Origin of the sequence: Nitratireductor aestuarii, assembly GCF_014641695.1 — a bacterium.
Lineage (GTDB): Bacteria > Pseudomonadota > Alphaproteobacteria > Rhizobiales > Rhizobiaceae > Chelativorans > Chelativorans aestuarii.
Map to the genome: position 1 here is coordinate 245,144 of NZ_BMIF01000004.1, position 25,033 is coordinate 270,176.

At 59.5% G+C, this 25,033-nt stretch carries 28 protein-coding genes and 1 tRNA gene; 13 read left to right on the forward strand and 16 right to left on the reverse strand.

Annotation, left to right across the window (positions count from 1 at the left end):
- Positions 1 to 12: 12 nt before the first annotated feature.
- The gene (locus IEX27_RS08900; RefSeq protein ID WP_188720784.1) at positions 13 to 906 is read right to left on the reverse strand and encodes an N-formylglutamate amidohydrolase; all 894 of its coding nucleotides are present in this window, start codon (positions 904 to 906) and stop codon (positions 13 to 15) included.
- A gap of 180 nt (positions 907 to 1,086) precedes the next feature.
- Here IEX27_RS08900 and cpdR point away from each other — a divergent pair, with 180 nt between their 5' ends.
- The 3 genes from cpdR (at position 1,087) to IEX27_RS08915 (ending at position 2,221) form a co-directional block, all read left to right on the forward strand.
- Entirely contained in the window at positions 1,087 to 1,449 is a 363-nt protein-coding gene (gene cpdR, locus IEX27_RS08905) for a cell cycle two-component system response regulator CpdR (protein ID WP_188720682.1), read from the forward strand.
- A 167-nt stretch (positions 1,450 to 1,616) separates the two neighbouring features.
- A tRNA-Val gene (locus tag IEX27_RS08910) sits at positions 1,617 to 1,691 on the forward strand.
- A gap of 335 nt (positions 1,692 to 2,026) precedes the next feature.
- Positions 2,027 to 2,221 (forward strand): hypothetical protein, encoded by a 195-nt coding sequence (locus tag IEX27_RS08915; RefSeq protein ID WP_188720683.1) that lies wholly within the window; start codon positions 2,027 to 2,029, stop codon positions 2,219 to 2,221.
- Between the two features lie 29 nt (positions 2,222 to 2,250).
- Here IEX27_RS08915 and IEX27_RS08920 read toward each other — a convergent pair whose 3' ends face one another.
- The 9 genes from IEX27_RS08920 to IEX27_RS08960 form a co-directional block, all read right to left on the reverse strand.
- Positions 2,251 to 2,937 (reverse strand): ABC transporter ATP-binding protein, encoded by a 687-nt coding sequence (locus IEX27_RS08920; protein WP_188720684.1) that lies wholly within the window; start codon positions 2,935 to 2,937, stop codon positions 2,251 to 2,253.
- Positions 2,934 to 3,683 carry an ABC transporter ATP-binding protein gene (locus tag IEX27_RS08925; RefSeq protein WP_188720685.1) on the reverse strand — a complete coding sequence of 250 codons (750 nt, stop codon included), beginning with the start codon at positions 3,681 to 3,683 and terminating at the stop codon, positions 2,934 to 2,936. Before IEX27_RS08925 ends, IEX27_RS08920 begins: the two co-directional genes overlap by 4 nt.
- On the reverse strand, positions 3,676 to 4,647 hold the full coding sequence (locus tag IEX27_RS08930; RefSeq protein ID WP_188720785.1) for a branched-chain amino acid ABC transporter permease: 972 nt from the start codon (positions 4,645 to 4,647) through the stop codon (positions 3,676 to 3,678). Before IEX27_RS08930 ends, IEX27_RS08925 begins: the two co-directional genes overlap by 8 nt.
- Before the next feature lie 5 nt (positions 4,648 to 4,652).
- Positions 4,653 to 5,573, reverse strand: coding sequence for a branched-chain amino acid ABC transporter permease (locus IEX27_RS08935; protein ID WP_188720686.1), 921 nt, complete (start codon positions 5,571 to 5,573; stop codon positions 4,653 to 4,655).
- A gap of 103 nt (positions 5,574 to 5,676) precedes the next feature.
- Positions 5,677 to 6,813, reverse strand: coding sequence for an ABC transporter substrate-binding protein (locus IEX27_RS08940; protein WP_188720687.1), 1,137 nt, complete (start codon positions 6,811 to 6,813; stop codon positions 5,677 to 5,679).
- A gap of 112 nt (positions 6,814 to 6,925) precedes the next feature.
- Complete coding sequence (locus IEX27_RS08945; RefSeq protein ID WP_188720688.1) at positions 6,926 to 7,753, reverse strand: hormone-sensitive lipase; 828 nt, start codon at positions 7,751 to 7,753, stop codon at positions 6,926 to 6,928.
- Positions 7,754 to 7,868: 115 nt separating this feature from the next.
- The gene (locus tag IEX27_RS08950) at positions 7,869 to 8,801 is read right to left on the reverse strand and encodes a class I SAM-dependent methyltransferase (protein ID WP_188720689.1); all 933 of its coding nucleotides are present in this window, start codon (positions 8,799 to 8,801) and stop codon (positions 7,869 to 7,871) included.
- A 188-nt stretch (positions 8,802 to 8,989) separates the two neighbouring features.
- The gene (locus tag IEX27_RS08955; RefSeq protein ID WP_188720690.1) at positions 8,990 to 9,706 is read right to left on the reverse strand and encodes a metallophosphoesterase family protein; all 717 of its coding nucleotides are present in this window, start codon (positions 9,704 to 9,706) and stop codon (positions 8,990 to 8,992) included.
- On the reverse strand, positions 9,703 to 10,503 hold the full coding sequence (locus IEX27_RS08960) for a nucleotidyltransferase family protein (protein WP_188720786.1): 801 nt from the start codon (positions 10,501 to 10,503) through the stop codon (positions 9,703 to 9,705). Before IEX27_RS08960 ends, IEX27_RS08955 begins: the two co-directional genes overlap by 4 nt.
- Positions 10,504 to 10,658: 155 nt before the next feature.
- On the opposite strand from IEX27_RS08960, the gene IEX27_RS08965 reads away from it, so the two are divergent.
- The 4 genes from IEX27_RS08965 (at position 10,659) to IEX27_RS08980 (ending at position 12,748) form a co-directional block, all read left to right on the forward strand.
- Complete coding sequence (locus tag IEX27_RS08965) at positions 10,659 to 10,865, forward strand: hypothetical protein (protein ID WP_188720691.1); 207 nt, start codon at positions 10,659 to 10,661, stop codon at positions 10,863 to 10,865.
- A 131-nt stretch (positions 10,866 to 10,996) separates the two neighbouring features.
- Complete coding sequence (locus IEX27_RS08970; RefSeq protein WP_188720692.1) at positions 10,997 to 12,106, forward strand: mechanosensitive ion channel family protein; 1,110 nt, start codon at positions 10,997 to 10,999, stop codon at positions 12,104 to 12,106.
- 52 nt (positions 12,107 to 12,158) lie between these two features.
- Positions 12,159 to 12,467, forward strand: coding sequence for a hypothetical protein (locus IEX27_RS08975; protein ID WP_188720693.1), 309 nt, complete (start codon positions 12,159 to 12,161; stop codon positions 12,465 to 12,467).
- Complete coding sequence (locus IEX27_RS08980) at positions 12,467 to 12,748, forward strand: hypothetical protein (protein ID WP_188720694.1); 282 nt, start codon at positions 12,467 to 12,469, stop codon at positions 12,746 to 12,748. Before IEX27_RS08975 ends, IEX27_RS08980 begins: the two co-directional genes overlap by 1 nt.
- 70 nt (positions 12,749 to 12,818) lie before the next feature.
- Here IEX27_RS08980 and IEX27_RS08985 read toward each other — a convergent pair whose 3' ends face one another.
- Positions 12,819 to 12,998, reverse strand: a complete 180-nt coding sequence (locus IEX27_RS08985; RefSeq protein WP_188720695.1) for a hypothetical protein — start codon at positions 12,996 to 12,998, stop codon at positions 12,819 to 12,821.
- Between the two features lie 215 nt (positions 12,999 to 13,213).
- On the opposite strand from IEX27_RS08985, the gene IEX27_RS08990 reads away from it, so the two are divergent.
- From IEX27_RS08990 to IEX27_RS09005, 4 genes are all read left to right on the forward strand, one after another.
- Complete coding sequence (locus IEX27_RS08990) at positions 13,214 to 14,404, forward strand: efflux RND transporter periplasmic adaptor subunit (protein WP_188720696.1); 1,191 nt, start codon at positions 13,214 to 13,216, stop codon at positions 14,402 to 14,404.
- A 25-nt stretch (positions 14,405 to 14,429) separates the two neighbouring features.
- On the forward strand, positions 14,430 to 17,549 hold the full coding sequence (locus IEX27_RS08995; protein ID WP_188720697.1) for an efflux RND transporter permease subunit: 3,120 nt from the start codon (positions 14,430 to 14,432) through the stop codon (positions 17,547 to 17,549).
- A gap of 101 nt (positions 17,550 to 17,650) precedes the next feature.
- Positions 17,651 to 18,124 (forward strand): MaoC family dehydratase, encoded by a 474-nt coding sequence (locus IEX27_RS09000; RefSeq protein WP_188720698.1) that lies wholly within the window; start codon positions 17,651 to 17,653, stop codon positions 18,122 to 18,124.
- 186 nt (positions 18,125 to 18,310) lie between these two features.
- Positions 18,311 to 19,087, forward strand: a complete 777-nt coding sequence (locus tag IEX27_RS09005; protein WP_188720699.1) for an SDR family NAD(P)-dependent oxidoreductase — start codon at positions 18,311 to 18,313, stop codon at positions 19,085 to 19,087.
- Between the two features lie 66 nt (positions 19,088 to 19,153).
- Here IEX27_RS09005 and IEX27_RS09010 read toward each other — a convergent pair whose 3' ends face one another.
- A complete protein-coding gene (locus tag IEX27_RS09010) occupies positions 19,154 to 19,453 on the reverse strand; it encodes a hypothetical protein (protein ID WP_188720700.1) in 300 nt (99 codons plus the stop codon).
- Between the two features lie 268 nt (positions 19,454 to 19,721).
- On the opposite strand from IEX27_RS09010, the gene rpsU reads away from it, so the two are divergent.
- Together rpsU and IEX27_RS09020 are read left to right on the forward strand one after the other, a co-directional pair.
- Entirely contained in the window at positions 19,722 to 19,952 is a 231-nt protein-coding gene (rpsU, locus tag IEX27_RS09015; RefSeq protein WP_188720701.1) for a 30S ribosomal protein S21, read from the forward strand.
- A gap of 127 nt (positions 19,953 to 20,079) precedes the next feature.
- On the forward strand, positions 20,080 to 20,919 hold the full coding sequence (locus tag IEX27_RS09020; RefSeq protein WP_188720702.1) for a tetratricopeptide repeat protein: 840 nt from the start codon (positions 20,080 to 20,082) through the stop codon (positions 20,917 to 20,919).
- 271 nt (positions 20,920 to 21,190) lie between these two features.
- On the opposite strand, the gene IEX27_RS09025 is transcribed toward IEX27_RS09020, so the two are convergent.
- The 4 genes from IEX27_RS09025 to IEX27_RS09040 all read right to left on the reverse strand — a co-directional run bounded on the left by IEX27_RS09025 (position 21,191) and on the right by IEX27_RS09040 (position 24,962).
- Positions 21,191 to 21,424, reverse strand: a complete 234-nt coding sequence (locus tag IEX27_RS09025; protein ID WP_188720703.1) for an aa3-type cytochrome c oxidase subunit IV — start codon at positions 21,422 to 21,424, stop codon at positions 21,191 to 21,193.
- 96 nt (positions 21,425 to 21,520) lie between these two features.
- Complete coding sequence (locus IEX27_RS09030) at positions 21,521 to 21,676, reverse strand: DUF3096 domain-containing protein (protein WP_188720704.1); 156 nt, start codon at positions 21,674 to 21,676, stop codon at positions 21,521 to 21,523.
- Between the two features lie 99 nt (positions 21,677 to 21,775).
- Positions 21,776 to 22,534: an N-acyl amino acid synthase FeeM domain-containing protein gene (locus tag IEX27_RS09035; RefSeq protein WP_188720705.1), complete on the reverse strand. Its 759-nt coding sequence runs from the start codon at positions 22,532 to 22,534 to the stop codon at positions 21,776 to 21,778.
- 115 nt (positions 22,535 to 22,649) lie between these two features.
- On the reverse strand, positions 22,650 to 24,962 hold the full coding sequence (locus IEX27_RS09040; protein WP_188720706.1) for a putative bifunctional diguanylate cyclase/phosphodiesterase: 2,313 nt from the start codon (positions 24,960 to 24,962) through the stop codon (positions 22,650 to 22,652).
- Positions 24,963 to 25,033: the final 71 nt, after the last annotated feature.

A 25,033-nucleotide genomic window follows, 5' to 3' on the forward strand; every position in this document is an offset into this window, starting at 1 on the left:
GTGCAGCGTCAATTACTCGGCCGCGAGCGGCACGTCCGGCAGGAAGCTGCGGGAGATCGCCACGAAATCCCTCATGAACTCGGACAGGTCCTCGCGCAACGCCGAGAACCCATCAGAAGGCTCCAGCGTCTGGTCGTCCAGATAAAGACCGCGGTTCACCTCGATCTGCAGCGCGTGGATGTTTTGCATCGGGCGCCCGTAATGCTCCGTGATAAAACCGCCGGCATATGGCCGGTTCTGCTCCACCGCGTAACCCTTGGCGCTCAGGAGCGAAATCGCGAGCCGCGTAAACTCTCCGAACGCCGACGTCCCATACCGATCGCCGATGATGATATCGGGGCGGATGTCGCCCTGCGCAACGCGGATATTCTTCGGCATGGAGTGGCAGTCGACCAGAATGGCGTGGCCGAATCTCGCCCTCGTCTGGTGCAGCAGCTCTCGCAGGGTCGCATGATAAGGCATGTAGAACTGCTCGATGCGCGACATGGCCTCTGCGACCGGCAGCCGCTGCTCGTAGATATCCATCCCGTCGGCGACCAGCTTGGGCAGTGTGCCGAGGCCGCCCGCGACGCGCGGTGAATGGATATTGGCGAAAGGCGGTACCCGTTCGCAGAACATGCGGGGATCGAGCTCCCACGGCTCGCGGTTCGCGTCGAGATAGGCGCGCGGAAAGTTGGCGCAAAGAAACGCGGCTCCCAGATGTACAGAACCGGCGAAGAGCTCATCCACGTAACAATCCTCGGAACGGCGGATCGACAGCGAATCCAGCCGGCTCATCGCCAGGAAGCGCGGAGGGTAATGGCGGCCGCTGTGAGGGGAGTTGAACACGAACGGAATTGTCTGCCCGTTCTGGCCGACAAACATTTCAAAAGGAGGGACTTCCGAGAAGTCCGCGCTCGCGCTCATGAACTCGCCCAAAATCCTATCGCCATCTCGCAGCCTGCCATTGTGACCAGGCCTTGTCCAGAATTGAATTGACCTTCAAACGGCCAACATTCACTTGATCTTTACCGTATCGGAATCATATAGCCTATGCCTTCAGGGCAGGGTTCATAACAAATATCGGGTTGGTTTTCGGAAGCAGTGATGGCACGAATTCTCCTTGCGGAAGACGATGAGGATATGCGGCGGTTCCTCGTCAAGGCGCTGGAGCGCGCTGGCTATGAAGTCGTTGATTTTGATAATGGCGCGGACGCCTATGGACGGTTGCGCGAAGAGCCCTTCTCCCTCCTTCTGACCGACATCGTCATGCCGGAGATGGATGGAATCGAGCTGGCACGCCGAGCGAGCGAGATCGATCCCGACCTCAAGATCATGTTCATCACCGGATTCGCCGCCGTTGCGCTGAACCCGGATTCGAACGCGCCGCGGGATGCAAAGATCCTTTCAAAGCCGTTCCACCTGCGCGAGCTGGTGAACGAGGTCGAGAAACTGCTGCAGGCTGCTTGAGCCATACCAGCAATCCACAGGCTTGAAACGTCTCAAGCCTTTGATTTTACGCAATTTCTGAGGAACATTCAGTAGCCCCTCCCCGAAAATTGCAGGAAAAGTTGTCTGCGACAACTTTGGACTCTTGACGGTCCGCGCGAATAATGGTCTATGCGCGGACATCGGATGGGCGTGTAGCTCAGCGGGAGAGCACTACGTTGACATCGTAGGGGTCACAGGTTCAATCCCTGTCACGCCCACCATCCGAATTCCCAGCTTCCTGAATAGCTTAGCCGTCCCAGCCAGTGGTCGCCTTGGGCTCAGCGCTCACCTCTTTTCAGAGTTTCGCAAACCTACGCAAAACGGCACCGCTGCACGGAAAACCGGTGTCCCCTTTTCCCGCTCTAGGAGACAAGTCTCCTGCGATCAGCCCGATGCACAACCCAGGCCAGAGTGACGCTGATGACCATGGTGATGAAGAACGTCATCGGGCAGCAATCACGCCGCCCCATCTCCGGGCAAAACACTTTCATTACACTGGAATAGCGCGCTGTTAGAGCCCATATGTCGCTCCGATAACAAAGCGAGTCGACGTTATATGGCACTAAAACAAAAGGGAGCCTATTGCTCCAACTGCCAGAAGCAGGTGCTGGCGCAGGGTACGAAACCTAACCATATCCTGCACCTGCTGCTTACGATTGTCACCGGCGGCCTGTGGGCTCCAGTGTGGCTGCTGATCACCTTCATGAGCGCCGGAAACTACCGCTGCACGCAGTGCGGTTCGCGCGTCTGACCCACTCCGAAAAACATTGGCGTGCAGCGTTACACGCCGAGGTAGCGGTCCTGCAGGTCTGGGGTCAGGTCGGCGGGAGTGCCCGCAAAGACCGTCACACCCTTTTCGAGCACGACGCATCGATTGGCGACTGGCAGTAACTCCGAGAGTGTTTTGTCCACGGCGAGGATCGATTGGCCGGATTGCTTCAGCAACCGGATCGCTGACCAGATGTCATTGCGTATGACAGGCGCAAGGCCTTCCGTTGCCTCATCGAGCACAAGCAGGCTTGGATTGGTCATCAAGGCGCGACCGATAGCAAGCATCTGCTGTTCGCCGCCTGACAGGGTCGATGCGAACTGCTCGCGACGCTCGCCGAGCCGCGGAAACAGTTCAACGACCCGCTCGAATGTCCAGTGGCCGCTGCGCGCCGCCGCGACCAGATTTTCCGCCACGGTGAGATTGGGAAAGCAGCGCCTTCCCTCAGGCACAAGGCCAATGCCCAGCCGGGCAATCCGGTGCGTCGGCATTCCAATCACCGAGCGTCCGGCCACGGTAACGCTGCCTGCCTGCGGCTTGACCAGTCCGAGAATGGCCTTGATCGTCGTCGTCTTGCCCATGCCGTTGCGGCCCATCAGAGCGACGACCTCGCCCTCCCTCACGTCAAGCGACACGCCGAACAGCGCCTGTGAGGCGCCGTAAGAAGCTTCCAGATCGCGAACCTCAAGCAGCGTCATGCGCCTTCTCCTAGATAGGCACGGCGGACCTCGGGATGGCTTCGGATTTCCTCGACCGTGCCCGTCGCGATGATCCGGCCATAGACGAGCACCGAAATGCGGTCGGCAAGCGCGAAGACTGCGTCCATGTCGTGCTCAACCAGGAGAATGGGTGCGACATGGCGCAATTCCGAGAGAAGTGCTGTCAGCGACTTCGACCCATCCGCGCCAAGACCAGCCATTGGCTCGTCGAACAGGAAGGCCTTTGGTTCGAGTGAGAGCGCTATGGCAATCTCCAGCAACCGTCGTTCGCCGTGCGACAGTTCCCCAGCCGGTATCCGGCTGCGAGCCGCGAGGCCGACACGTTCAAGCATCACCATGGCGGGTTCAATCAGGCTCCTGTCGCGGGCAACCGGTCGGAAGAATCGGAAGCTTGATCCCTGCCGGGCCTGCACAGCCAGTATTACGTTGCGCAGAGCCGAGAATTCCGGAGCAATTGACGATATCTGAAACGTCCGCCCCAGGCCGGCGCGCGCCCTTGCCGCCATGTCCATCCCGGCCATGTCACGACCAAGAAAGCGGATGGTCCCACTCGTTGGCGTGAGCGCGCCGCTGATCTGCTGGATCAGGGTGCTCTTGCCTGCGCCATTGGGGCCGATCAGGGCGTGGATTTCGCCCGGCATTAGCGTCAGGCTGACATCGTCGGTCGCCTTCAGCGCGCCGAAATTCTTCCTCAGATTGAGGATTTCAAGCACGGGCTCAGTCATGGCGCGCCTTTCCGGCCAACAGACCGAGCAGGCCGCCGCGGGCAAAGAGGACGACACCGAGAAGGACCAGCCCGAGGAAGAATTGCCAGCGTTCCGTCAGGCCACCAAGGGCGAATTCGAACAGGACATAGACTGCGGCACCGGCCACAGGGCCGAACAGACGCCCCTTGCCGCCAAGAATGATCAGCACGATCAGCTCACCCGACATGTGCCAGGACAGCATCGACGGGCTTACGAACTTGTTCAGATCGGCAAACAGAGCGCCCGCAAGTCCCACCACCATTGCCGAGATGACGAAGGCTGTCAGCCTGATGCCGAAGGGCGCGATGCCCACCGAGCTCAGCCGAATGGCATTCTGCCGGGCCGTCTGGAGTGCCAGCCCGAAGCGTGATCCCTGTAGGAGCCAGTAGAGCCCGAGGCCTGCGATCAGAAGGCAATAGCAGATCAGGAAATAGGGCAGCGGCCTCGCGGTGTTCACGCCGGGAAACTGATTGCGCATGATAATCGAAAGACCATCCGCACCGCCATAGGTGGGCCAGGATTCGGCGAAGTAGTAGATCATCTGCGCAAAGGCGAGCGTGATCATGATGAAGTAGACGCCGGTCGTGCGCAGGCTGATGGCTCCGATCGGCAGCGCTACGAGCCCGGCGATCATGATAGCGGTGAGCCAGATGACGGGCATCGACGTGGTGCCCTCAATCCCGAAGACGAGCGGCGACATCTCAAAGGCATGGCTCGCGAGTATGCCAGCGACATAGCCGCCAATTCCGAAGAAGGCGGCATGTCCGAAGGAGACAAGGCCACCGAGCCCGAGTGCGATATTCAGCCCAACCGCAGCCAGGGCAAGGATGGCAACGCGGGTGGCAAGCGTGACATAGAAGGGTTCGCCCAGCTCAGCGGCTGCGACCGGAACCGCCAGCAGTAGGAGCGCCAGCAGGATGTTGATGCAGGTTTCGCGGCTCATGCTCATCACGCTTGCGCCGCAAACAGGCCGCGTGGCCGGAAGGCCAGGATCAGCGCCATCAGGATGTAGATCAGCATCGATGCAATGGCACCGCCGATGGCGCCTGATTGCGTGGCCGGCAGCACCAGCGCCAGCAGCTTGGGCAGCAGGAAACGGCCCATCGTGTCGACGATGCCTACCAGGATCGCGCCGAACAACGCCCCCTTGATCGAACCGATACCGCCGATGACGATGACCACGAAGGCGAGGATCAGCACCGGCTCTCCCATGCCGACCTGTACCGACTGCAACGCGCCAACCAGTGCACCGGCGAGCCCCGCCAGTGCGGCACCGAGCGCGAAGACAACGGTGTAGAGCGTGCTGATATCAACACCGAGCGCTGCAATCATCTCGCGGTCGGATTCGCCAGCGCGAATACGCATTCCAAGCCGCGTGCGCGCAATCAGAAGGTAAAGCCCCGCGGCAACGATCATGCCAACGGCAATGATCACCAGCCGATAGAGCTGGTATTGACCTACGCCCGGCAGCGGCACAGCGCCCTGTAGAAGCGAGGGTATGTCGAGATAGAGCGGAAACGAACCGAACAGCCAGCGCGTGCCTTCCGACAGGATCAGGATCAGCGCGAAGGTAGCCAGCACCTGGTCGAGGTGGTCGCGTGCATAGAGTCGCCGGACAATTACCACCTCGATCAGCGCGCCTGCTGCAGCAGCGGCCACGAGGCTTGCGGCAAGACCGAGCCAGAACGAACCTGTCGCTGCGGCCACGGCAGCACAGGCAAAGGCGCCAATCATGAACAGCGAGCCATGGGCGAGATTGATCAAACCCATGACGCCGAAGATCAGCGTCAGCCCTGCTGCCATGAGGAACAGCATGACCCCAAGTTGCAGGCCGTTCAGAAGCTGTTCAATGAGCAGCGCAATAGACATTCAGGCTGTGTGGTCCGGTCGGTTCAATGGAACGCCGACAGCGATCGCCCAAGCAATCGCTGTCGACGCAGATGACAGTGCTAAAACGGCTTCCCGCCAGACCTTACATCTTGCACTCGCTGGCATAGGCGTCGCCATGCTGCTCGAATGCCGTGGCGATGATCTTGTTGGTCAGCACGTCGCCTTCCTTGACCACTTCGCGCACATAGATGTCCTGGATCGGATGGTTGTTGTTGTTGAACTTGAAGGATCCGCGAACGGAGGCAAAGTCAGCCGCCTTAAGGGCTTCGCGGAATGCATCCTTGTCCTTCACGCTCGCCTTGGACAGAGCCGAGACGATAAGGTTTGCGGTATCCCAGCTCTGGGCAGCATAGAGCGATGGCAGGCGATTGTATTCCGCCTGGAAGGCCTCAACGAACTTCTTGTTTGCCTCGTTGTCGAGATCCTTGGACCAGCTGGACGAGTTCTTTACGCCAAGCGCGGCGTCACCAACAGCGGGCAGGACGTCCTGGCTGAAGGAAAAGCCGGGTCCAAGAACCGGAATGTTCACGCCGGACTGGGCATATTGCTTCATGAAGGAAATGCCCATGCCGCCCGGCAGGAAGAAGAACACGCTGTCGGCACCGGAATCGCGGATCTGGGCAATTTCAGCAGCATAATCGGTCTGGCCAACCTGGGTGTAGAGCTCGCCGGCCAGCTCTCCCTTGTAGTAGCGCTTGAACCCTGTCAGCGAATCCTTGCCGGCCGGATAGTTCGGCGCAAGGATGAAGGTCTTCTTGTAGTCCTGGTTGGCGTATTCGCCCATCGCCTCATGGAAATTGTCGTTCTGATAGGCGACGTTGAAGTAGTTCGGGCTGCACTTGTCACCTGCCAGCTGCGACGGGCCAGCGTTCGGGGACAGGTAGATGACTTCCTGTGCAACGGCGCTCGGAACCACCGCCATGGCTAGGTTGGACCAGATGATACCGGTCATCAGGTCGACCTTGTCGCTCTGGATCATCTTTTCGGCAAGCTGGACCGCAAGTTCCGGCTTCTGGGCGTCATCCTCGATGACAAGTTCGATGTCCTCGTTGCCGGATTGCTTGACGGCCAGCACGAAGGCATCGCGAACGTCCACGCCGAGGCCGGCACCGCCGCCCGACAGGGTGGTGATAACGCCAATCTTGACGGGCTCTGCCATGACCACGCTCGAAAGCGCCATGGAAAGACCGAAAATGCTGCTTGCCAGGATTTTTTTCATCTGCACCCTCTCCGTTAGCCCACTCTCGCTACGGGCCCCTCGCGCGCAACCTTCCAGAATTTTGCAGACTGTTCAACTATCTCCGCGCCATCACGGCCTATTGAATCGATTATCAGACATCGAGCAGTGTGCGCGTCAGCGGATGATGCGGGTCGGCCAGGCCATCGAGAATGTTGAAATGATGGCGGTCTGGTTCTTCGACGCTGTCGGTCTCGATGCCGAGGCCGCGCCAGATATTGGCGAGAAGCGCACTCTGCCTGAGGAACTCCGCCGTCTCGCGCGCGCCCACCCAGCAGGTCAGGCGGCTACCCGCCAGCGGTTCAAGCAAGGCCGGGCTTTCGGCATTTGCCTCGGCCTTGTCGATGGCGAGCGTGGCATTTCGGGCAAGATGGATCATCGGACGCAGGTCGTGGAGACCCGACACCGAGACCGTACCGGCAATTCGGCCGGAGACATTAGGAGCAAGCGGCGTCGTATGGGAGATCATGCGGGTCACCAGATGCCCGCCCGCGGAATGTCCCACCAGCCTGATCGGCCCCCGCACCAATCCAGCGGCATGGGTGATCGCCTGCCCCACCGAACGGGTGATCTCGGAGATCCTCACTTCCGGCGCCAGCGGATAGCTCGGAACAGCCACCGCATAGCCATGCGCCAGCGATCCGTGCGCCAGATGCGACCAGTAGCTCTTGTCGAGCGCCATCCAGAATCCGCCGTGGATCAGGACCACCAGCCCTCTCACCTCACCTTCGGGCAGAAAGAGGTCCAGCACCTCGCGCGGATGGTCGCCATAGGCGATGTCTAGTCGCGCCCTACCCGCCGAAACCAGCTCCTCGCGCGCCGCCCTCGCCGGCTCGACCCAGGCTGCCGGCCACGCCTGGCTATCGGGAATGTTGGCGTAGTTGTCATAGGCCCATGTCCAGTCCGTAATCCGATACCGCATGCCCCGCTCCCCCTGAAACCGATTGAACGGTCTTCATTGTAATCTGATTCCACGGGTTGCGATCCATGGCTTCAACCATGGCTGAAGATGAGCAAAATCTACGGAAAGGCGTCATTTAGACCCTCTCCATCAAGTAGACGTCCTGGTTCCAGGATTCATAGCCGGGCCTGTACTGCAGCACGCGCCACTTGCCGAGCAGACTTGTAAGAACCCACTCAGGAGCTATGTAGGCCAACCCCCAACGGCTTGTGTCCGCTCCCCAATCCTGGTCATAGACTTTCTCGAAAACATAGTTCTCGAGCACGAGCTTGCACGCCAAAAGGCCCAGTTGGCCAGTTGGCCTGGACTGCTGACGCTGCCAGTGCGCCAGGGATTGCCGCCCGTGCGTCGTCCAGTACAACAGCCCTCCGGGTTTCACGATCCGATGCATTTCATTGAACCAGTCGATGGCGCTCGGCTCATCGAAATGGGACCAGATGGACACGGCATAAACCAGGTCGAAGAATGAACCGTCATAGCGAGCTGGCGGAGAAAAGGGCGAGACGTCAAATGTTATCGTCGGGAAATTCGCCTTTGCCCATTCGATCGTCCTGCGTTCCGGATCGCAGCCATAAAGATCAATTTCGGGAAACGCCGCCTTCAACACGCGCGCTATGCGTCCGGAAGAGCATCCAAAATCAAGGACACGGCCGGCGACCTGCCGCCCAACCGACGTAAGCACTTCGTCTATGAGATTCGGATGATAGAGAGAGCCGACATCCATGTTCAGGCGCTGCATGCTGTGCACATCGGGCGGCGGCGGCCGGTTTGTGAGGCCCGTTTTCACGGCAATGTCATTGAGAAGACTGGCGCCGATACGGAGTACTTCGACGACCCAGAACCGATATTGCCCTTCCTTCGAGGGAAGCGGGATATCCCGCTCTGCGGCGATTTTTTCTATTCTGGCTATGTCCTCGTGCGTAAGTTTCGCAAACAGTCGGTCGATTGGCGTAAAGGTCTTCTCGTTGGTAGGCCTGTAATTATCCAGAAGCATCTCAATAACGTCCAAGGCTCTTCCTTTCCATTGACCATCTGCACAACAGGGCGGCGGGCTTCGGCATTCCACGCCTTTGCGTCGGCGCAGAACCCATTGCCCGCGGTGATCAACCTTGGCGCTAGGTGGATGAATAGAGAAATTATCAATTGAAAATAGCTGAGCCGGAACGGCTTGATCAGCCTCGCTGAGGCTGAAAGGCCTTACAGTTCCAGAATGATGTAGGGCTTGCCCTGCGGCTTCTCGATGTGCCGCGCGACGTTATAGACGGGGATGCCGCCTACCGTTCTTCCCTCATGCGTGCCGTGGTGGGCGTGGCCATGCACAACGGCACTCACCTTGTAGCGGTCGATGGTTTCGCCCAGGCGAGCAGAGCCCAGGAAAGGCCAGATCTGCTCAGGTTCACCCATGACAGTATCCGCTGTTGGTGAATAGTGAAGAACCGCAAGCGAGCGAGGGGTGCGGATCTGGCGAAGCGCGTTCTCGAGCTTGATGGTTTCATTCAGCGATTCGGCCACCATCGATTTGATCGCCGCCTCCCCGAAGGAGGCGAGCATGTGCCGGCCAAAGCCGCCGACGAATCCCTTCACGCCCGCAAAGGTGACGCCCTTCAGTTCCACGGCGGTGCCGTCGAGAAGGTAGACGCCTGCCTCACGGATAATGCTTGAGACTTCCTCGACACAATTGCATTGATGATCGTGGTTGCCGAGCACCGCCACGACCGGCACGCGGGAGCCTCGCAGTTCCTCGACCAGCAGGCGGGCTTCCGCTGGCTTGCCGAGGTCGGTCAGGTCGCCGGTGATCACAATCACGTCGGCAGCCTGAGACATTTCGGCAAAAATCTCGCGATAGCTGGCTGAGCCGTCTTCCTGCACATGCAGATCGCCGATGGCCGCAACGCGGGTGATTTCGTCCGTCATAGCGAACCCCCACCGCTGTCGCCCACGATATCGGTGAAGCCCCACTTATGGACGTCGATCTCGAAATCAGCCGAGGAAAACATGCGGCCGCGGCAGATCTTCTTGTCTGGCGACGGCAGGCGGCGCTGGTGCATGAGGCGGTCGAGCAACTCATCCATTAGCCAGCCCGGCACTTTTTCGCGTTCGCTCGGATAGATGAAGCGGAAGTTGAGCAGGTGCATCAGAAGCACCTCCCAGTGAACTTCCATGTGCTGGAGCAGGCGGACCCAGTCGATCTCTTCATGGGAGCGCAGGATCAGGTGGGCCACATCGGCGCCATCGTAGCGGTCGCGGTTCTGGATGAAGCATTTGGACCAGACAAGCTCTGTCGGACTCACGAAGCGGACCGGTTGCCCGAGCGCCTTGCCCTTGCGGGAGTGCTCGAACCACAGGTCGGAGACCGGCGTCGCGCCATTCGACGAGCCGAAGATCACGTCGAAGGTAGCGTTGCCACGCGTGACCTTGCCCAGCCACCGCTCGTCCTCAATGCGGATTTCGTCGCCCTGCTCCTTGAAGAGCGAGAGAATGCGCGGCCAATCGCCCGCCTTGCAGAAAATATCAAAATCCTTGGTCTGACGGGAAATGCCGGTATAAGCGCTGACTGCAAAGGTGCCCGCAACGAGAAAAGGGATCCGCGCCTTCAGGATGCTCTTGACGGCATCGGCGTAGAATACCTCCTGCTCGGCGGTACCAAGAACAGGCTTTGCGCGCGCACTGATCGTGGTTAGCCGCAGCGGTTGCTCCAGTTGTTTGGTCATGATCGTGTCACCGTGGTCCATGCCCATCAACCCGCAGCCCTCGGTCGGGTTCCCGCGAAGGTCGAACACGCGCATGCAAGATTCAGCGCCTTGGAGGTTGCAACACAGCGCAAACCTGTCAAATTCAGCCAATGGGGAGATAACCGGGGTTATTGATGACGGAGAATAAAGATACCGCTCAGAATGACTTAGCAGGCATTCCCGCTGAGATTACATCCATTCTGACAGCCATAGAAAAAGAGCCTGTTCCGGACCGGCTGTTGAAGCTGGCACTGGAACTTCAGGAGGCCCTGACGAAGCGACGGTTGGCCGAACAGGCGGCTCAGACGGTTGCGCACGCCAACCCGCCGGAAGGGATCTAGGCCGATAGCGCTGCCTGGCTGCCCTCCTGATGTTCCGTTACGGATAGTTTGGTATCCACTTTTGCCGCAAATGCTCTAGATCAGGCGGGATACTGTTAAGCTGTTTCGTGCATCCGTCTGTTTGAGGAACCATGGAAGAACTACTCCAAGAGGGGGTTGATCAGGTCGAAGCCGTCACCGAGGCGCTGCCTGACTGGCTGTCGCTCATCATCGTCATCGGCGGGGCGATCTGTATTGCCCTCATTGTCCACGCCTTTCTGATGTCGCTCTTTCGCCGCGTGGCGAGCCGACAGGATGAATTCTGGCTGAAGCTGATCAACCAGACCGCGTCGCTGGCTCGAGTCGGCCTGATGCTGTTCTTCGTGGCGATTGCCATTCCGCTCGCGCCCCTCTCGCCCAGCGGCACCAACTTCTTCCGTCACCTTTTCCTGATCGTCTTCATCAGCGTTCTGACGCGCATCGCGCAGCTGGCGCTCTCCCTCTTCATGTCGCTGCACCTGCGGCGCGTGCGGGCAGAGTCGCAGGATGTGCTGCTGACGCGCAAGCATGTCACGCAGACGAAGATCCTTCAGCGTATCGGGACGAGCGTCATCCTGATCATCGGCATCAGCGCCATGCTGATGACCTTCGACCCGGTCCGGCAATATGGCATCAGCCTTCTCGCATCTGCCGGCGCTGCCAGTATCGTGGTTGGTCTCGCACTCCAGCCGATGCTCAAGAACTTCTTCGCCGGTATACAACTCGCTATCACCCAGCCCATCCGCATCGACGACGCGCTCAACGTGCAGGGGGAGGCCGGAACCGTTGAGGAAATCACGTCAACCTATGTCGTGGTCCGAACCTGGGATGGCCGCAGGCTCATCCTTCCGCTCAACTATTTCATCGAGCAGCCTTTCCTGAACATGAGCCGGCAGAACACGACGGTGACCGCCGTAGCACTTCTTTATGTCGACTATTCCATGCCGGTGGATATACTGCGCAAGAAGGCCCGCGAGCTGGTGGAAGCGTCACCGCACTGGGATGGCGGCAGCTTCGCCACCACGGTGAACAACCTTCGCGAGACGACGATGGAGATCCGCGTCACGGCGAGCACGCCAAGCCCAAGTGCTGCATCCGAGTTGAGCAACCATCTTCGCGAGGAGCTCGTTACGTATCTGGTGAAGCATTATCCGAATGCCCTGCCCCACCAGCGCACGCAACCGCTGCAGAAGGCACAGGCAAAGACGGAAGCGCTTTCCTAGACTTCACTTTCGGAAATCTCTCCGGAAGTGCTCTGGCAGAGGGAGAGAGTGGATGAACACTGCCAACCTGCAACTTGAAGGCGTTCTCATGGCCATGGCGGCGCTGTGCAGGCTCATGCGCGAAAAGGGTATCGCTGACGAAGTGGAAATCGACAGCGCCCTGAGGGAGGCAGAGGAAATGCTCGCCACCGACGGTTTGCGGCCGGAGCAACTCTCTGCCGCCAATGTGGAGGCCATGAAGTTTCCGCTGCGCTTCCTTCGCGAAGCAAACCGCTGCATGGAAGGCGACGGCTTTGCCTATACGAAGATCGCAACGGCTGTTGGGCGCACTCGGCGCAGCGTGCCGGATCAGGCGCAGTGATGTTGGCCCAGAGCGCCGAAGAGCTGGAAGGCAGGCTCAATGCACAGCGCCAGGTAATGGCGCTGCTTCTTGCCTGGGTGAGATCCAGGGGCGAGGGCTACGACCAGTTGGTCTCGCTCCTCGAAGAGTTGTGTATCAGCGACCAGCAGGAAGATCCTGGCGCGGTGCCAACGGCAGCCTTCGCCATCGAAGGTGCTCGGATAACGGAAATTCGACAGATCCTGGAAGAAGCAGAAGCGTTGGCCGGACGGCTCGAGGACTTGATGGGAAGACAGGCCTAGGAGCCATTTTTCCCAGGACCGTTTCAGGGTTCATGCAAGCGTTGAAACGATCCAAGTTTTCATTGGTGCACTAATCCAGCTGCCGCAGCATGTCTGCTTCTCGTTCGAGTATCTCTGCGGTCTCCTCACGCGTAAGATGCGTGAGCATCAGGCCGATGCAGCACTCGAGATAGGTAATGGAAGAACGCCGCAGGAATTCGTTGCGCTGCTCTTCGGAAAGTTGCTCCAGTCTATTCTGACTTTTCGGCATTGGCATCTCCCTTGTCGGTTTCCCAATGCCGGATGGTGCGTGATTGTTCCCACGGTTGGCGGCGACATGACGCGGCATGAAGCGAGCGATCATTGCAATAATTTAATGATATAGTTGCTGATATCAGTGCTCGCATGCCGTAGATAGGCAACAATCTGGAATGAAGGTCACAACCCAAAGATGCGACGCGCTGACAAACATAATCGGAGAAATCGATGAGCTGGTGGAAGCAGACAATCGTGTGTGTTGTCGTACTGATCGCTTCTGCCGTGATCTGGTATCTGTTCTTCCCGGGCGCACAGCAGGTTGCGGCCAACTGGGGTATCGGCAATCCGCCAGCAACCAGCTCCGCTGGATCCCCAGGTCCCCGCGGCCCTGGCCAGGGCGGCCCCGGAGGCAGAGGCCCCGGCGGTCCTGGTGGTCCCGGAGGGGGAATGAGTGCCGGCGTGGTCATCCTTGAAAAGGTTGGGACCGCCACGATCAACGATCGTCTCTCGGCGATCGGCACGGGCAGCGCGCTGCATTCGGTAGCCGTACGTCCCTATTCTTCCGGCCGCCTGACCGAAATCCTCGTCGAACCTGGCACTGAAATCCGCGCTGGTGACGTGCTTGCACGCATGGATTCAGAGGCCGAGAAGATCGCTGTCGATCGCGCGCAGCTCTCACTGGAAGACAACCGCGCCAAGCTGGAACGGGCAAAGACGCTCAGCACTTCAAACAATGTGTCGGCCGTGCAGCTGCGTGATGCCGAGCTGGCGTTGCGCAATGCCGAGCTTCAGCTGCGTGAATCACAGCTTGCGCTGGAACGTCGCGAGATCCTGGCGCCGATCAATGGTGTCGTGGGCATCCTGCCGGTTTCGCCCGGTGACTACGTGACCAGTTCCAGCGACATCGCCACCATTGACGACCGTTCCGAGATCCTGATCGATTTCTGGGTGCCGGAGCGTTACGCAAGGCAGATCCAGATCGGCGCTCCGCTGACGGCGCAGTCTGTCGGCCGTCCCGACGAGACATATGAAGGTACTGTCCGCGCCATCGACAATCAGGTGGACAATGCCAGCCGTACGCTTCGCGTTCAGGCCCGCATCTCCAATCCGTCCAACACGCTGCGTTCCGGCATGGCGTTCCGCGTGGAGATGAAGTTCTCCGGCGACGAGTACCCGGCCGTCAATCCGCTGGCAGTTCAGTGGAGCAACGATGGAGCCTTTGTCTGGGCCGTCCGCAACGATCTGGCATTGCGTATGCCGGTCCAGATCATGCAACGGAACTCCGATACGGTTCTGGTCAGCGGCGAGTTCGAGCCTGGCGACCAGGTGGTGATCGAGGGCGTTCATGCCGTTCGCGAAGGACAGAACGTGCCAGTAGCCGAAAATTCAGGCGCGGAAAGAAAGCGTCAGGGCAGCTGAGGCTGGCTGGAACAAGGATCCTGCAATGATCAACGAGAAAATCGTCCAGGCCGGAAGCAGCTTCACAGCGCTGTTCATTCGCCGGCCGGTCTTTGCCTTCGTCGTCAACACGCTGATCGCGGTGGCAGGCCTTGCGGCCTTCTACGGTGCTGAAGTCCGCGAGCTGCCTTCGGTCGACCGGCCTGTCATCACTGTTTCCACCAGCTTTTCCGGCGCCGCCGCCGAAACGATCGACCGTCAGATCACTGCCGAGATCGAGGGTGCAGCCGCCCGTGTTCCTGGGGTGACGTCGATATCGTCGTCATCCTCGTTCGGGCGCAGCCGCGTCACCATCGAGTTCCGCGAGGACATCGATCTGGACACCGCTGCTTCAGACGTGCGCGATGCAGTGGGCCGCATTCAGAACCGGCTGCCTGACGAAGCGGATTCTCCCACGATCGTGAAGGCCGACAATGATGCGCAGGCGGTCATGCGTCTTGCCATCACCTCCAAGACGATGAATGTGCAGGATCTGAGCGTCTTCGTCGAAGACGAGATCGTGGACCGGCTTTCGTCTGTCTCGGGTGTTGCAACGGTTCAGGTCTTCGGCAGCCGCAACAAGATCTTCCGCGTCGATATTGACCCCGCGCGGCTTGCCAGCCTTGGGCTTACCATCGGCGATATCGGCACTGCCCTGAACTCCGTTTCGTTCGACAGCCCCGCCGGCTCCATCACGAATAACACCCAGGACCTGATCGTCCGCGCTACGGCGACCATCTCATCGCCTGAGGACCTGGAAAACATCCAGCTATTGCGCAATGTGCGTTTGGGCGATGTTGCGACGGTCATGCTTGGGCCGGATGTTGGTGAAAGCCAGCTGCGCGCCAATGGCGTGACGGGCATTGGTCTCGGCATCCTCAGGCAGGCGCAGTCCAACACGCTCGATATTTCCGAAGGCGTGAAGGCGGAGCTTGAGCGGATCCGCGAGGTGCTTCCCGAGGGCACAGAAATCTTCATCACCGGTGACGATGCGATCTTCATCGAAGGTGCTATCCACGAGGTGGAGATCGCGCTCATCCTCTCCGTGACCGTCGTGCTTCTGGTGATCTACCTGTTTCTGCGCGACTGGCGGGCGACGCTCATTCCGGGTCTCGCCATTCCGGTGGCGCTGATCGGCACCATCGCCGCGATCTACATGATGGGCTATTCGATCAACATCCTCACTCTGCTGGCGCTGGTGCTTGCCACCGGTCTCGTGGTGGATGACGCGATCGTGGTGCTCGAAAACATTGTCCGGCGACGCAACCAGGGCATGGGGCCCCGCGCGGCAGCCGTTCTCGGCGCACAGGAAGTGTTCTTTGCCGTTATCGCCACGACGGCAGTGCTGATCGCGGTGTTCGTGCCGCTTTCCTTCCTGCCCGGCCAGGCAGGCGGGTTGTTCAAGGAGTTCGGCTTCGTTCTCGCCTTCTCCGTGTTCCTGTCGTCCATCGTGGCGCTGACGCTCTGTCCGATGCTCGCCTCCCGCTTCCTGAAAGAGGAAGAGCATCATGAGGGTCCCGGCGGACTGCTCGGACGGATCGGCGGATTTGGCGCAAGCATCTACGAGCGCAGCCTGCGCTTCTGCCTCAACGCGCCGATGGTGGTTCTCGTCATCGCCGTGCTGTTCGCAGGGGCAGCACTGACAATGTTCGCCGGAGTGAAGAACGAGCTTACGCCGAACGAAGACCGTGCGACTGCGATGATGCGCATCACTGCGCCGCAGGGTGTCAGCCTCGACTATATGGCAGGCAAGCTCCAGCAGATCGAAGCTTCCTTCAAGCCGATGATCGACAGCGGCGAAATCCGTACCACGTTCTCCATCGTCGGTCAGGGCGGCAGCAACAGCGCCTTCCTAGTCCTGGGTCTTGCGCCCTGGGACGAGCGTGAACGCACACAGCAGCAGATCCTCGACGAGGTGAACCAGCGCGCAGGCCGGGTGCCGGGTGTGCGCGCCTTTGCCTTCCAGCCGAACAGCCTGAACATCCGCAATTCCGGCAGCGGTTTGCAGTTCGCCATCGCCGGCAGCAGCTACGAGAAGCTGACGCAGACCGCGCTCGCCATCGTTGACCAGTTGGAAAAGGATCCGCGCTTTGACCGGCCTCGCCTGTCGCAGGATTCCTCGCAGCCACAGCTGAAGGTGGAGATCGACCGCCAGAAGGCTGCGGATCTCGGGATCAGCATCACCGGACTCGGTGAATCGATCCAGGCGCTGCTGGATGGCCGAAAGATCGGAACGCTGTTCATCGAGGACGACAGTTTCGACGTGAAGCTGCTGTCTAGCGCCAATCCGATCAATGATCCGACGGACCTCGAGAACATCTTCGTCCGCACGAGCGACCAGCGTTTCGTGCCACTCTCGACGATCGCATCACTGCGCGAACAGGCCGTACCGCCATCGCTTTCCCGCGAGCAGCAGCTGCGTGTGGTGCAGGTGACGGCGGGACTAGCCGAGAACTTTGCCCTCGGTGAGGCCTATGCACACGTGCAGGAGATCGCGCAGCCGCTGTTGCCCTCGGGCGCACGCATCATTCCGCTCGCGGAAGCTGCGACCCTTGGCGAAACTGCCAACAGCATGCTCACCGTCTTTGGTTTTGCGATCATCATCATCCTTCTGGTGCTGTCTGCGCAGTTTGAAAGCTTCGTCAGCGCGATCATCATCATGTCGACCGTGCCACTCGGTCTTGCCTGCGCTGTCTTCGCACTGATTATCACTGGTACGTCGCTCAACGTGTACAGCCAGATCGGCCTCGTGCTACTTGTGGGCATCATGGCGAAGAACGGCATCCTGATCGTGGAGTTCGCCAACCAGCTGCGCGACCGCGGGCTGAACGTGCGCGATGCCATCGAACAGGCTTCGCTCATCCGTCTGCGCCCTGTCATGATGACCATGATCTGTACGGTCGTGGGTGGCCTGCCGCTCGTGCTCGCCTCAGGCGCCGGTGCGGAAGCCCGTATCGCGCTTGGCTGGGTGATCGTCGGCGGACTTGGCCTCTCCTCGATCGCGACGCTCTTCCTGACGCCGGTCGCCTATCTCCTCATGGGCCGGTTCGTGACGCCGAAGATCGAGGAAGAAAAGCGCCTGGAACGCGAGCTGACGGAGGCTGCCCAGTCGGGTGCCGGTCACTGACCTTTCAGTTCGCGCCAAACTTTCTACAGGCCGCATGACAAATGCGGCCTGTCACTGTATCTGTGCCCCCCATTATCTGCGATACTGACGGAATGAAGCGCATGAAGCCGATTGCCATCGACGACGCCAAGGCCTTGATTGGCAAGGAAATCGGGGTTTCCGAGTGGCGTACGGTGACCCAGAAGATGATCGACCTTTTCGCGGATGCGACGGACGATCACCAGTTCATTCACACCGACCCTGAGCGCGCGGCGCGTGAAACGCCGTATGGCGGAACAATCGCCCATGGCTTCCTGACGCTCTCGCTGCTCTCCACCATGATTTTTGAGGCGGTACCGCAGGTGGAGGGTGCGTCGGTCGGCGTCAACTTCGGGTTCGACAAGATCCGCTTCACCAATATGGTTCGGACGGGATCTCGCATCCGGGCACATTTCGTGCTGGCTGACCTGAAGGTGCGCCCATCCGGCATTATCGAATGCGCATATGATGTGAGCGTTGAGATCGAAAACAACATCAAACCCGCGATCACCGCACGTTGGCTTACGCTCGCGATGCCCGACCGTCCGCCCGAGTGAACAGGCTTTCGCCGCAATCTTCACTATTGGTGTGACCAGCCAAGCAATCAGTTCGTTGTACTTCGAGGAGCGCATCTTGACCCGCCTTGCGGGCCCTGAGAGGCTCTGATATCAGGTCCGCACGTGAGGAGAGATGAAGATAGCCCGGAACTCGACAGCAGACCGCTCCTTTGGAGAACAGACGTCATGAGATCTTTCCAGGGTTTGACGGTCTTGTTGACGGGTGCTGCTGGCGGTTTTGGCGTTGAACTGGCAAAGCGCCTCGCCAACGACGGCGCGAAACTGGTCCTTTCCGATATCGAACGCGAACCGCTTGAAGAACTCGCCGCCTCGCTGGAGACTGAGACGGTTACCTTCTGCGGCGATATCGCCGAAGAGGTGACGTCGGAGCAGCTCGTCGGGCTGGCGCGCGAGCGTTTCGGCGGTCTCGATATCGCGATCAACAATGCCGGCGTCGCCCAGGCTTTCGTTCGCTTCCACCTGCTGCCTTCAGAAGAAGCGCGCCAGGTCATCGACATCAATTTGATGGGCGTGTTTTACGCCATGAAGCACCAGCTGCCATTGATGGAAAAGCAATTCCGCAAGGAGAAGCGCGGCGGTTCGATCGTCAATGTCGCGTCCTATGCCGGCCTGAAGGGGGCGCCGCGGCTCGCAGCCTATTCAGCGGCAAAGCATGGCGTCATTGGGCTTACCCGAAGCGCGGCTGCGGAATATGCCACCAAGGGAATCCGCGTGAACGCCGTTTGCCCGTCGTTCTCGCGCACGCCGATGGTCACAGAGAAGCTTGGCCTCGCCTTCCGCGATCCAGCAGAAGCCGAGACCAACCTGACACGTGTCGTGCCGATGCAGCGGCTGGCCGAAGTGGACGAGGTGGTCGAAGCCATCCTTTTCGCCGCCCACCCGAGCAACAGTTTCATGACCGGTCAGGCCATCGCCATCGACGGCGGCGTCAGCGCCATCTAAGCCATTGTTGTGACGCAATTCCGGACGGAAAACCGGTTCCCACTTTTGCTGGAATTGCTCAAGCTACTACTTGTCCTTAGGGCCACCGGCATGGGTGGGTGAAGTGGCCGAGACCGGATCGCTTGCCGGAAACGTATCCTCAAGCCCCTCTTCCAGCTCTTCCTCGCTGTCTTCATCCTTTTCGGACTTCGGCGGGCGAATGGCGAACTCACCCGGCGCACCCGTGCGCGTTGCGCGTGTTGCCGAGACAGGGTCGCTTGCCGGAAAGGTATCTTCCAGCCCCTTCTCCAGCTGCTCCTCAAGGTCATCGCTGGTCGGCTGCGGGTCTACGTTCTCGTTGGATTTCCTGGGGTCGTTGTCGTGCATCGCTTCACCTCGTTTTGAGATACAATGCGGCGCGCTGCTGACAGGTTCCGACTTCTGCGAAATGGCTCTGAAGCGGCTGAAACCGTTGGCCGAATTCCATACCCTAGAACTGTCATGTTTCGATAGAGTTTCTGAATTACCGACTCGACAAACGTCAGGGAAATTGGTAACAGCGCGCATTCCTGCGTGGAGAAATCCGTCGCTGGCCCTGGTTACTGGACCGATGAGGGTTCGGGACCTATCATCAACAGATTTACAGGAAGACCACGTGCAAGTACTCGTCCGCGATAACAATGTCGATCAGGCGCTTCGCGCACTCAAGAAAAAGATGCAGCGTGAAGGTATTTTCCGCGAGATGAAAATGCGTGGGCATTTCGAGAAGCCCTCGGAAAAGCGCGCACGTGAAAAGGCAGAAGCTGTTCGCCGCGCCCGCAAGCTGGCACGCAAGCGTGCACAGCGCGAAGGCCTTATCGGCGGCGGACGCGTAGCAGCGCGCTAAGCGCCTACTTTTCGTCTCTTTCTGCGTTATATATGTCTAAGGTGGCGCGAGCTCGATTCGCCGCCACCTTTTTTTGGCTCTTTGAAACGCAGCAAGAGGTGGACGGCATCGGATGGCGAATGTGACTATGTTTAGTTCTCGGGTCAGCAAAACTACGCTACGAGCCGTTTCCCTGATTGCCCTCGGCGCGCTGGCCGCCTGCGGGTCAACCAGCGGATCGTCCCAATTCAGCGACCTCTTCCCGGTGGATGCTGCCCAGGCTTCGTCTGAAAACATCGGTTCGCTTACCGCCGTCATCAATCGATCGCCGAACGATCCCGGCGCCTATAACGTCCGCGGCTCGGCCTATGGCCGCGCCGGTCGTTACAAGGAAGCTTTGGCCGACTTCGACAAGGCCATCCAGCTCGATCCGAATTCCTACCAGGCATACGCCAACCGGGCGCTGATCTATCGCTACATGGGTGACTCCCAGCGCGCAGTCGCTGACTACACCCGGGCGATCCAGCTCAACCCGAACTATGACGTCGCCTATATCGGTCGCGGAGAGCTCTATCGCCTTGCGGGCCGCACCAACGAGGCCTTCCAGGACTTCGAGCGCGCGATCAACCTCGATACGACGGATCCCCGCGCCTATCTGCGCCGCGGCATCCTCTATCAGGCGAGCAACCAGCACCAGTTCGCAATCGAAGACTTCGCCAAGGCGATCTCCTACGCTCCAAGCGAACCGTACGGCTACAATGCACGTGGCCTGTCGTACCTCGCGCTCGGCGACGACGAGAACGCCTTCACGGACTTCAATACGGCAATCAGGCTGAATGAGAACCTCGCCGAGAGCTGGGCCAACCAGGGCCTGGTCTTCGAGAAGCGTGGCGAGAAGGACCGCGCACAGCGCTCCTACGCCCGCGCACTGCAGCTTGACCCCAACTATGGGCCAGCCAAGGAAGGCGTGGCGCGGACACGCGCATAAGGACTTGCGGAAAGCCGAAAACGAACGAAGCCCGGGCGACCGGGCTTTTTCTTTGGGCCTCATTGAGGCGATCAGGCAAGTTCAGCAAATCTGCGCATAGCAGAAGGCCCGAACACGCAAAACGCGTGTCGGGCCTATGCCATAGTGCTTGACGACGTGCGGTCGCCCGAAGGCAGCACAGGGACCGTTTGCAGAAAGCCTGCCGGTCCCCGATAGCTAGAGCCGTTCAGCTTTTCGTAAAAAACGCTGAAAGGATCTAAGCTTTTATTATCTAACGCGAACGCAGGAACCAGACGCCCACCGCCGAGATGATCACGAACAGGATCAGGCTGGAGAAGAAGCCAGCGGTCGTGAAGAAGCCAAAGGCCATCGCGAGCAGAAGAGCGGTGATCAAAAGGATCGAGTACTCCGTGAAGCTCACGAAGAACTTGTAGCTGCGCTCGTGCTCAGCGTAGTCCATTTCCGCGCCCATTTCGACGACGCCCTCGGAATGTGAATCTGCCATGTCTAAACCCCTCGGGAAAATCTACCCGTCGCAATAGCCAAAACTGACGCTCTCGGCAATGGGGTGCTTCGACGCAACCCGAATTACCGCGCAAAATCAGAAGTTCAGACGATCAATCGCGTCCGGGAAGAGGCCCATCAGGCCCACAAGAATCAGGTAGACCGCCACGATGATGTTGAGCAGGCGCGGCATGATCAGGATCAAGATGCCCGCGATCAAGGCGACGAGCGGAGCGATCTGGAGGTCAGGCATGGTGTGTCTCCCGTTGGGGCTGTCGGATCAACTGTTCAGTCCCTCATAAAGAAACGGGAGCCCAAAAGGCTCCCGCGACAACATAAGGACAGGCTTGCTTCAGGCAGCGGCGAGCAGCAACCGTGCCGTTGGATGCACCGACAGCGAGCCGGTTTCATCCGCCGAACGCTTGCGTCCGTACAACATGCGCTGCTCGGCCTCGGTGGAACCAAAGAACGGCATACGTTCGATCACCTCGTCCAGCACTTCTCGGGTGTTCATCTGGAGTAGATGGACCGGAACCTCAAGACCCGGATAAGAACGCGGTCCGGTGGCGGGCTCCGCACGGAACGTGCGGTAGTAGAACGCGGAATGCTCTTCCTTGATGGCGATCAGGCTGTAGTCGGTGCGGAAGTATTTGGCCCCCAGCACCGCAAGGCGCAGCGTGATGTAAGGCAGTACGCGAAGCTTGCGGCCCCATTCCAGATCCGCCGCCATGCGGCTTGGGTCCACGAAGGTCTGCCCGGCCTTCAGCCTTGCTTCGATCACATCGCCAAAGACGCCGCAGCTCGGTGCAATCGGATGTTCCTGGGAGAGGTGGTGTACCCGGATCGTCGAAACCAGGTTGCCCTTGTAGAACACGCCGAAGCGATGGGAATTCGGCATCTCATCGTACTTGTCGTGGATCTGCCTGGCAGCATCCTCCTTGATCATGCCGGCGGCGAGATAGGACTGATAGCGAAGCCGATAAACTGCTTCCAGGTCCTCGCCCTCGTCACATATCCGGTACTCAATGTGATCGAGTACACTGAAGACGCTGCGATTGAATGGAGACTCCTCCGCACGCGTTCCGCGATTAGTTAAAGTATTCGGTGTCATGTCCCATCCTGAAAATTCACGACCGTGATGGGCACAGTTAGCAATTAATTTAAATTTTAGTGAAGGCCTAACCTAGTGTTAACCTTAACACTACAAATCCGTCGAACACTTAATTTTATTTGTGAATTGTCCTTTGTTGTTCATCGATCCGTCCAGTTTGCTCGAATGCCCACACGCCATCGGCCATTGCGCGGGCGCCGTTAGGCGAAAGGGCGGCACCAAAAAGGAAGCCCTGCACCTGGTCAGGACGCGCCGATTCCTGGAGAAGCCGCAGCTGCTCATGGGTCTCTACGCCCTCCACCGTCACCGAAAGACCCAGCCCACGGGATAGCTGCACGACGCTCTTCAACAGCTTGCGCGACCGCGGGTTCTCGGCCACGTCGTGGAGGAAGCTGCCGTCAATCTTCACGCGATCGAGCGGAAGGGTGTGGAGGTAGCTAAGGCTCGAGTAACCGGTGCCGAAGTCGTCAAGCGCGATACAGACGCCAAGCTTCTTCAGCTGCTTGATCAAGGAATGCGTCCGCTGCTTGTCATCGAGCAACGCCGTTTCCGTTACTTCCAGTTCGAGTCGTTGCGGTGCAAGGCTGGAGTTCGCCAGCGCCACCGCCACGTTGTCGATGACCGACGAGCCGTGGAAGTCCTTGGCTGAAAGGTTAACCGAGACGTTGATGTGTTCCGGCCACTTCATGCATTCCTTGCAGGCGGTCTCAAGAACCATGCAGCTGATCTCGGTGATCAGTCCCATCTCCTCGGCCAGCGGGATGAAGATGGCGGGCGAGATCGGCCCAAGGTGCGGATGTGTCCAGCGGCACAGCGCTTCATAGGACGAGACGCGCAGCGTGTTCATGTCGATGATCGGCTGATACATGACGTGCAGCTGCTTGCCCGCAATTGCCGCACGCAGGTCAGACTTCATCATCTGCTTGGTGCGGAAGGCCGCATCCATGTGCTCTTCGAACAGGCGCCAGGTGGACTTGCCCGCATCCTTGGCGGCATAGAGCGCCAGATCGGCACGCACCGTCACCTCGTTCAGATCCCCCGCGGCCGCCTGGAAGACGACCACGCCGGCGCTCGCTTCGATCGACAGCAGATGGCCGGCAATCTCGACCTGCCCACGAATTTCCTCGAAGATCGCCGAAAAGCGTTCGGAGAAATCCTCCACGTCCTGCACGTGGTCGATGTAGAGCATGAACTCGTCGCCGCCGAAGCGGCCGATCTTCACCGTATCGCTCATATGGGAGATGAGGCGTTCGGCCACCGCATAGATCAGGCTGTCGCCAACCGGGTGACCCATGGTGTCGTTGATGGACTTGAAATCGTCGAGGTCGATGATGGCAAGACCGCAGAGACGGCCATCGTCCCCCTGCTCGATGAAGTCGCGCACCATCTCCTGGAAATAAGCGCGGTTGGGCAGACCCGTCAGGCTGTCGTAGCGGGCCATGTGGCGGATCTTTTCTTCCGCTGCCACACGGTTCGTCACCTCTTCAAAGGTGAGCACGGCAAGCTCTTCCTTGCCCTCTCGGGCGGTGAACTCGAGGAAGCGGCCATCGCGCAGGTGCAGCAGAACCTTTTTGCCATGGCCGGTATCAAGAGCCTCCTGAAGCTGGCGACGGGCGGCGATGAAATCGTCGCGGTTCAGGAGCGCTCCGGCGACGCCACGCAGCAAAAGCGCGTCCAGCGTACGGCCGATCATCTGCTCGGAGAACCGGAAGCCCAGGTGCTCGGCTGCCCGGTCGTTGGCAACCACCACGCAGCCTTCCAGATTAAGCATGATCAGGCCATGGGACATCGTGTTGAGCGCACGATCGAAGCGTTGCGCGAGAAGATCCGCGTTCTTGCGCTCCAGTACGGCGCTCACGAGAAGCTTGCGAACGTCGGAGGCGCTGCGGATGACGATCAGCCCAAACGGGAGCATCAGGATGGCAAGCATCCCGTAGCTCGGTTCCCCGCGCAGCAGCAAGGCCAGCGCAAGCGGTGCGAGCATGGAGACGGTGAAGGCGAGCACGACACGGGATGACCCGTAGTTGCGGCCAACCACCGTGGCAAGTGCCGAGAGGACGAGCGCCAGCGCGCCCAACTGTCCAAACTGATCGGGAAAGACATAGGTGGCGCAGAAGCCGAAGACTCCGAGAAGGAGGCCCTGTATGGCGCCGCGCACCACATATTCGCTCTCCAGCCTGCGTGCCTGTTCGGGATCGGTGATTTCATCCGCACCCTTGCGGATGCCCATGTAGCGAATGATGCCGATGGCGATGAAGAGCGCTGCGAAGGCAAGAAACAGCGGCTCGCCGTTCCTGAGGTAGACGAACAGAGCGACCAGCATGTGAGAGGTCGCTCCGACCAGCACCGTGCTGGCGCTGCCATAGAGCGATTTCACAAACTGTATATATACCTCGCCGGGTATATCGCTGTCTGCGCGCTTTGCCATGAGTTCTCCCGCTTGCGGGCATCTTAATACAAGACGGGCTTAAAGAAGAGCTTATCGGTAACGGTAAAAAT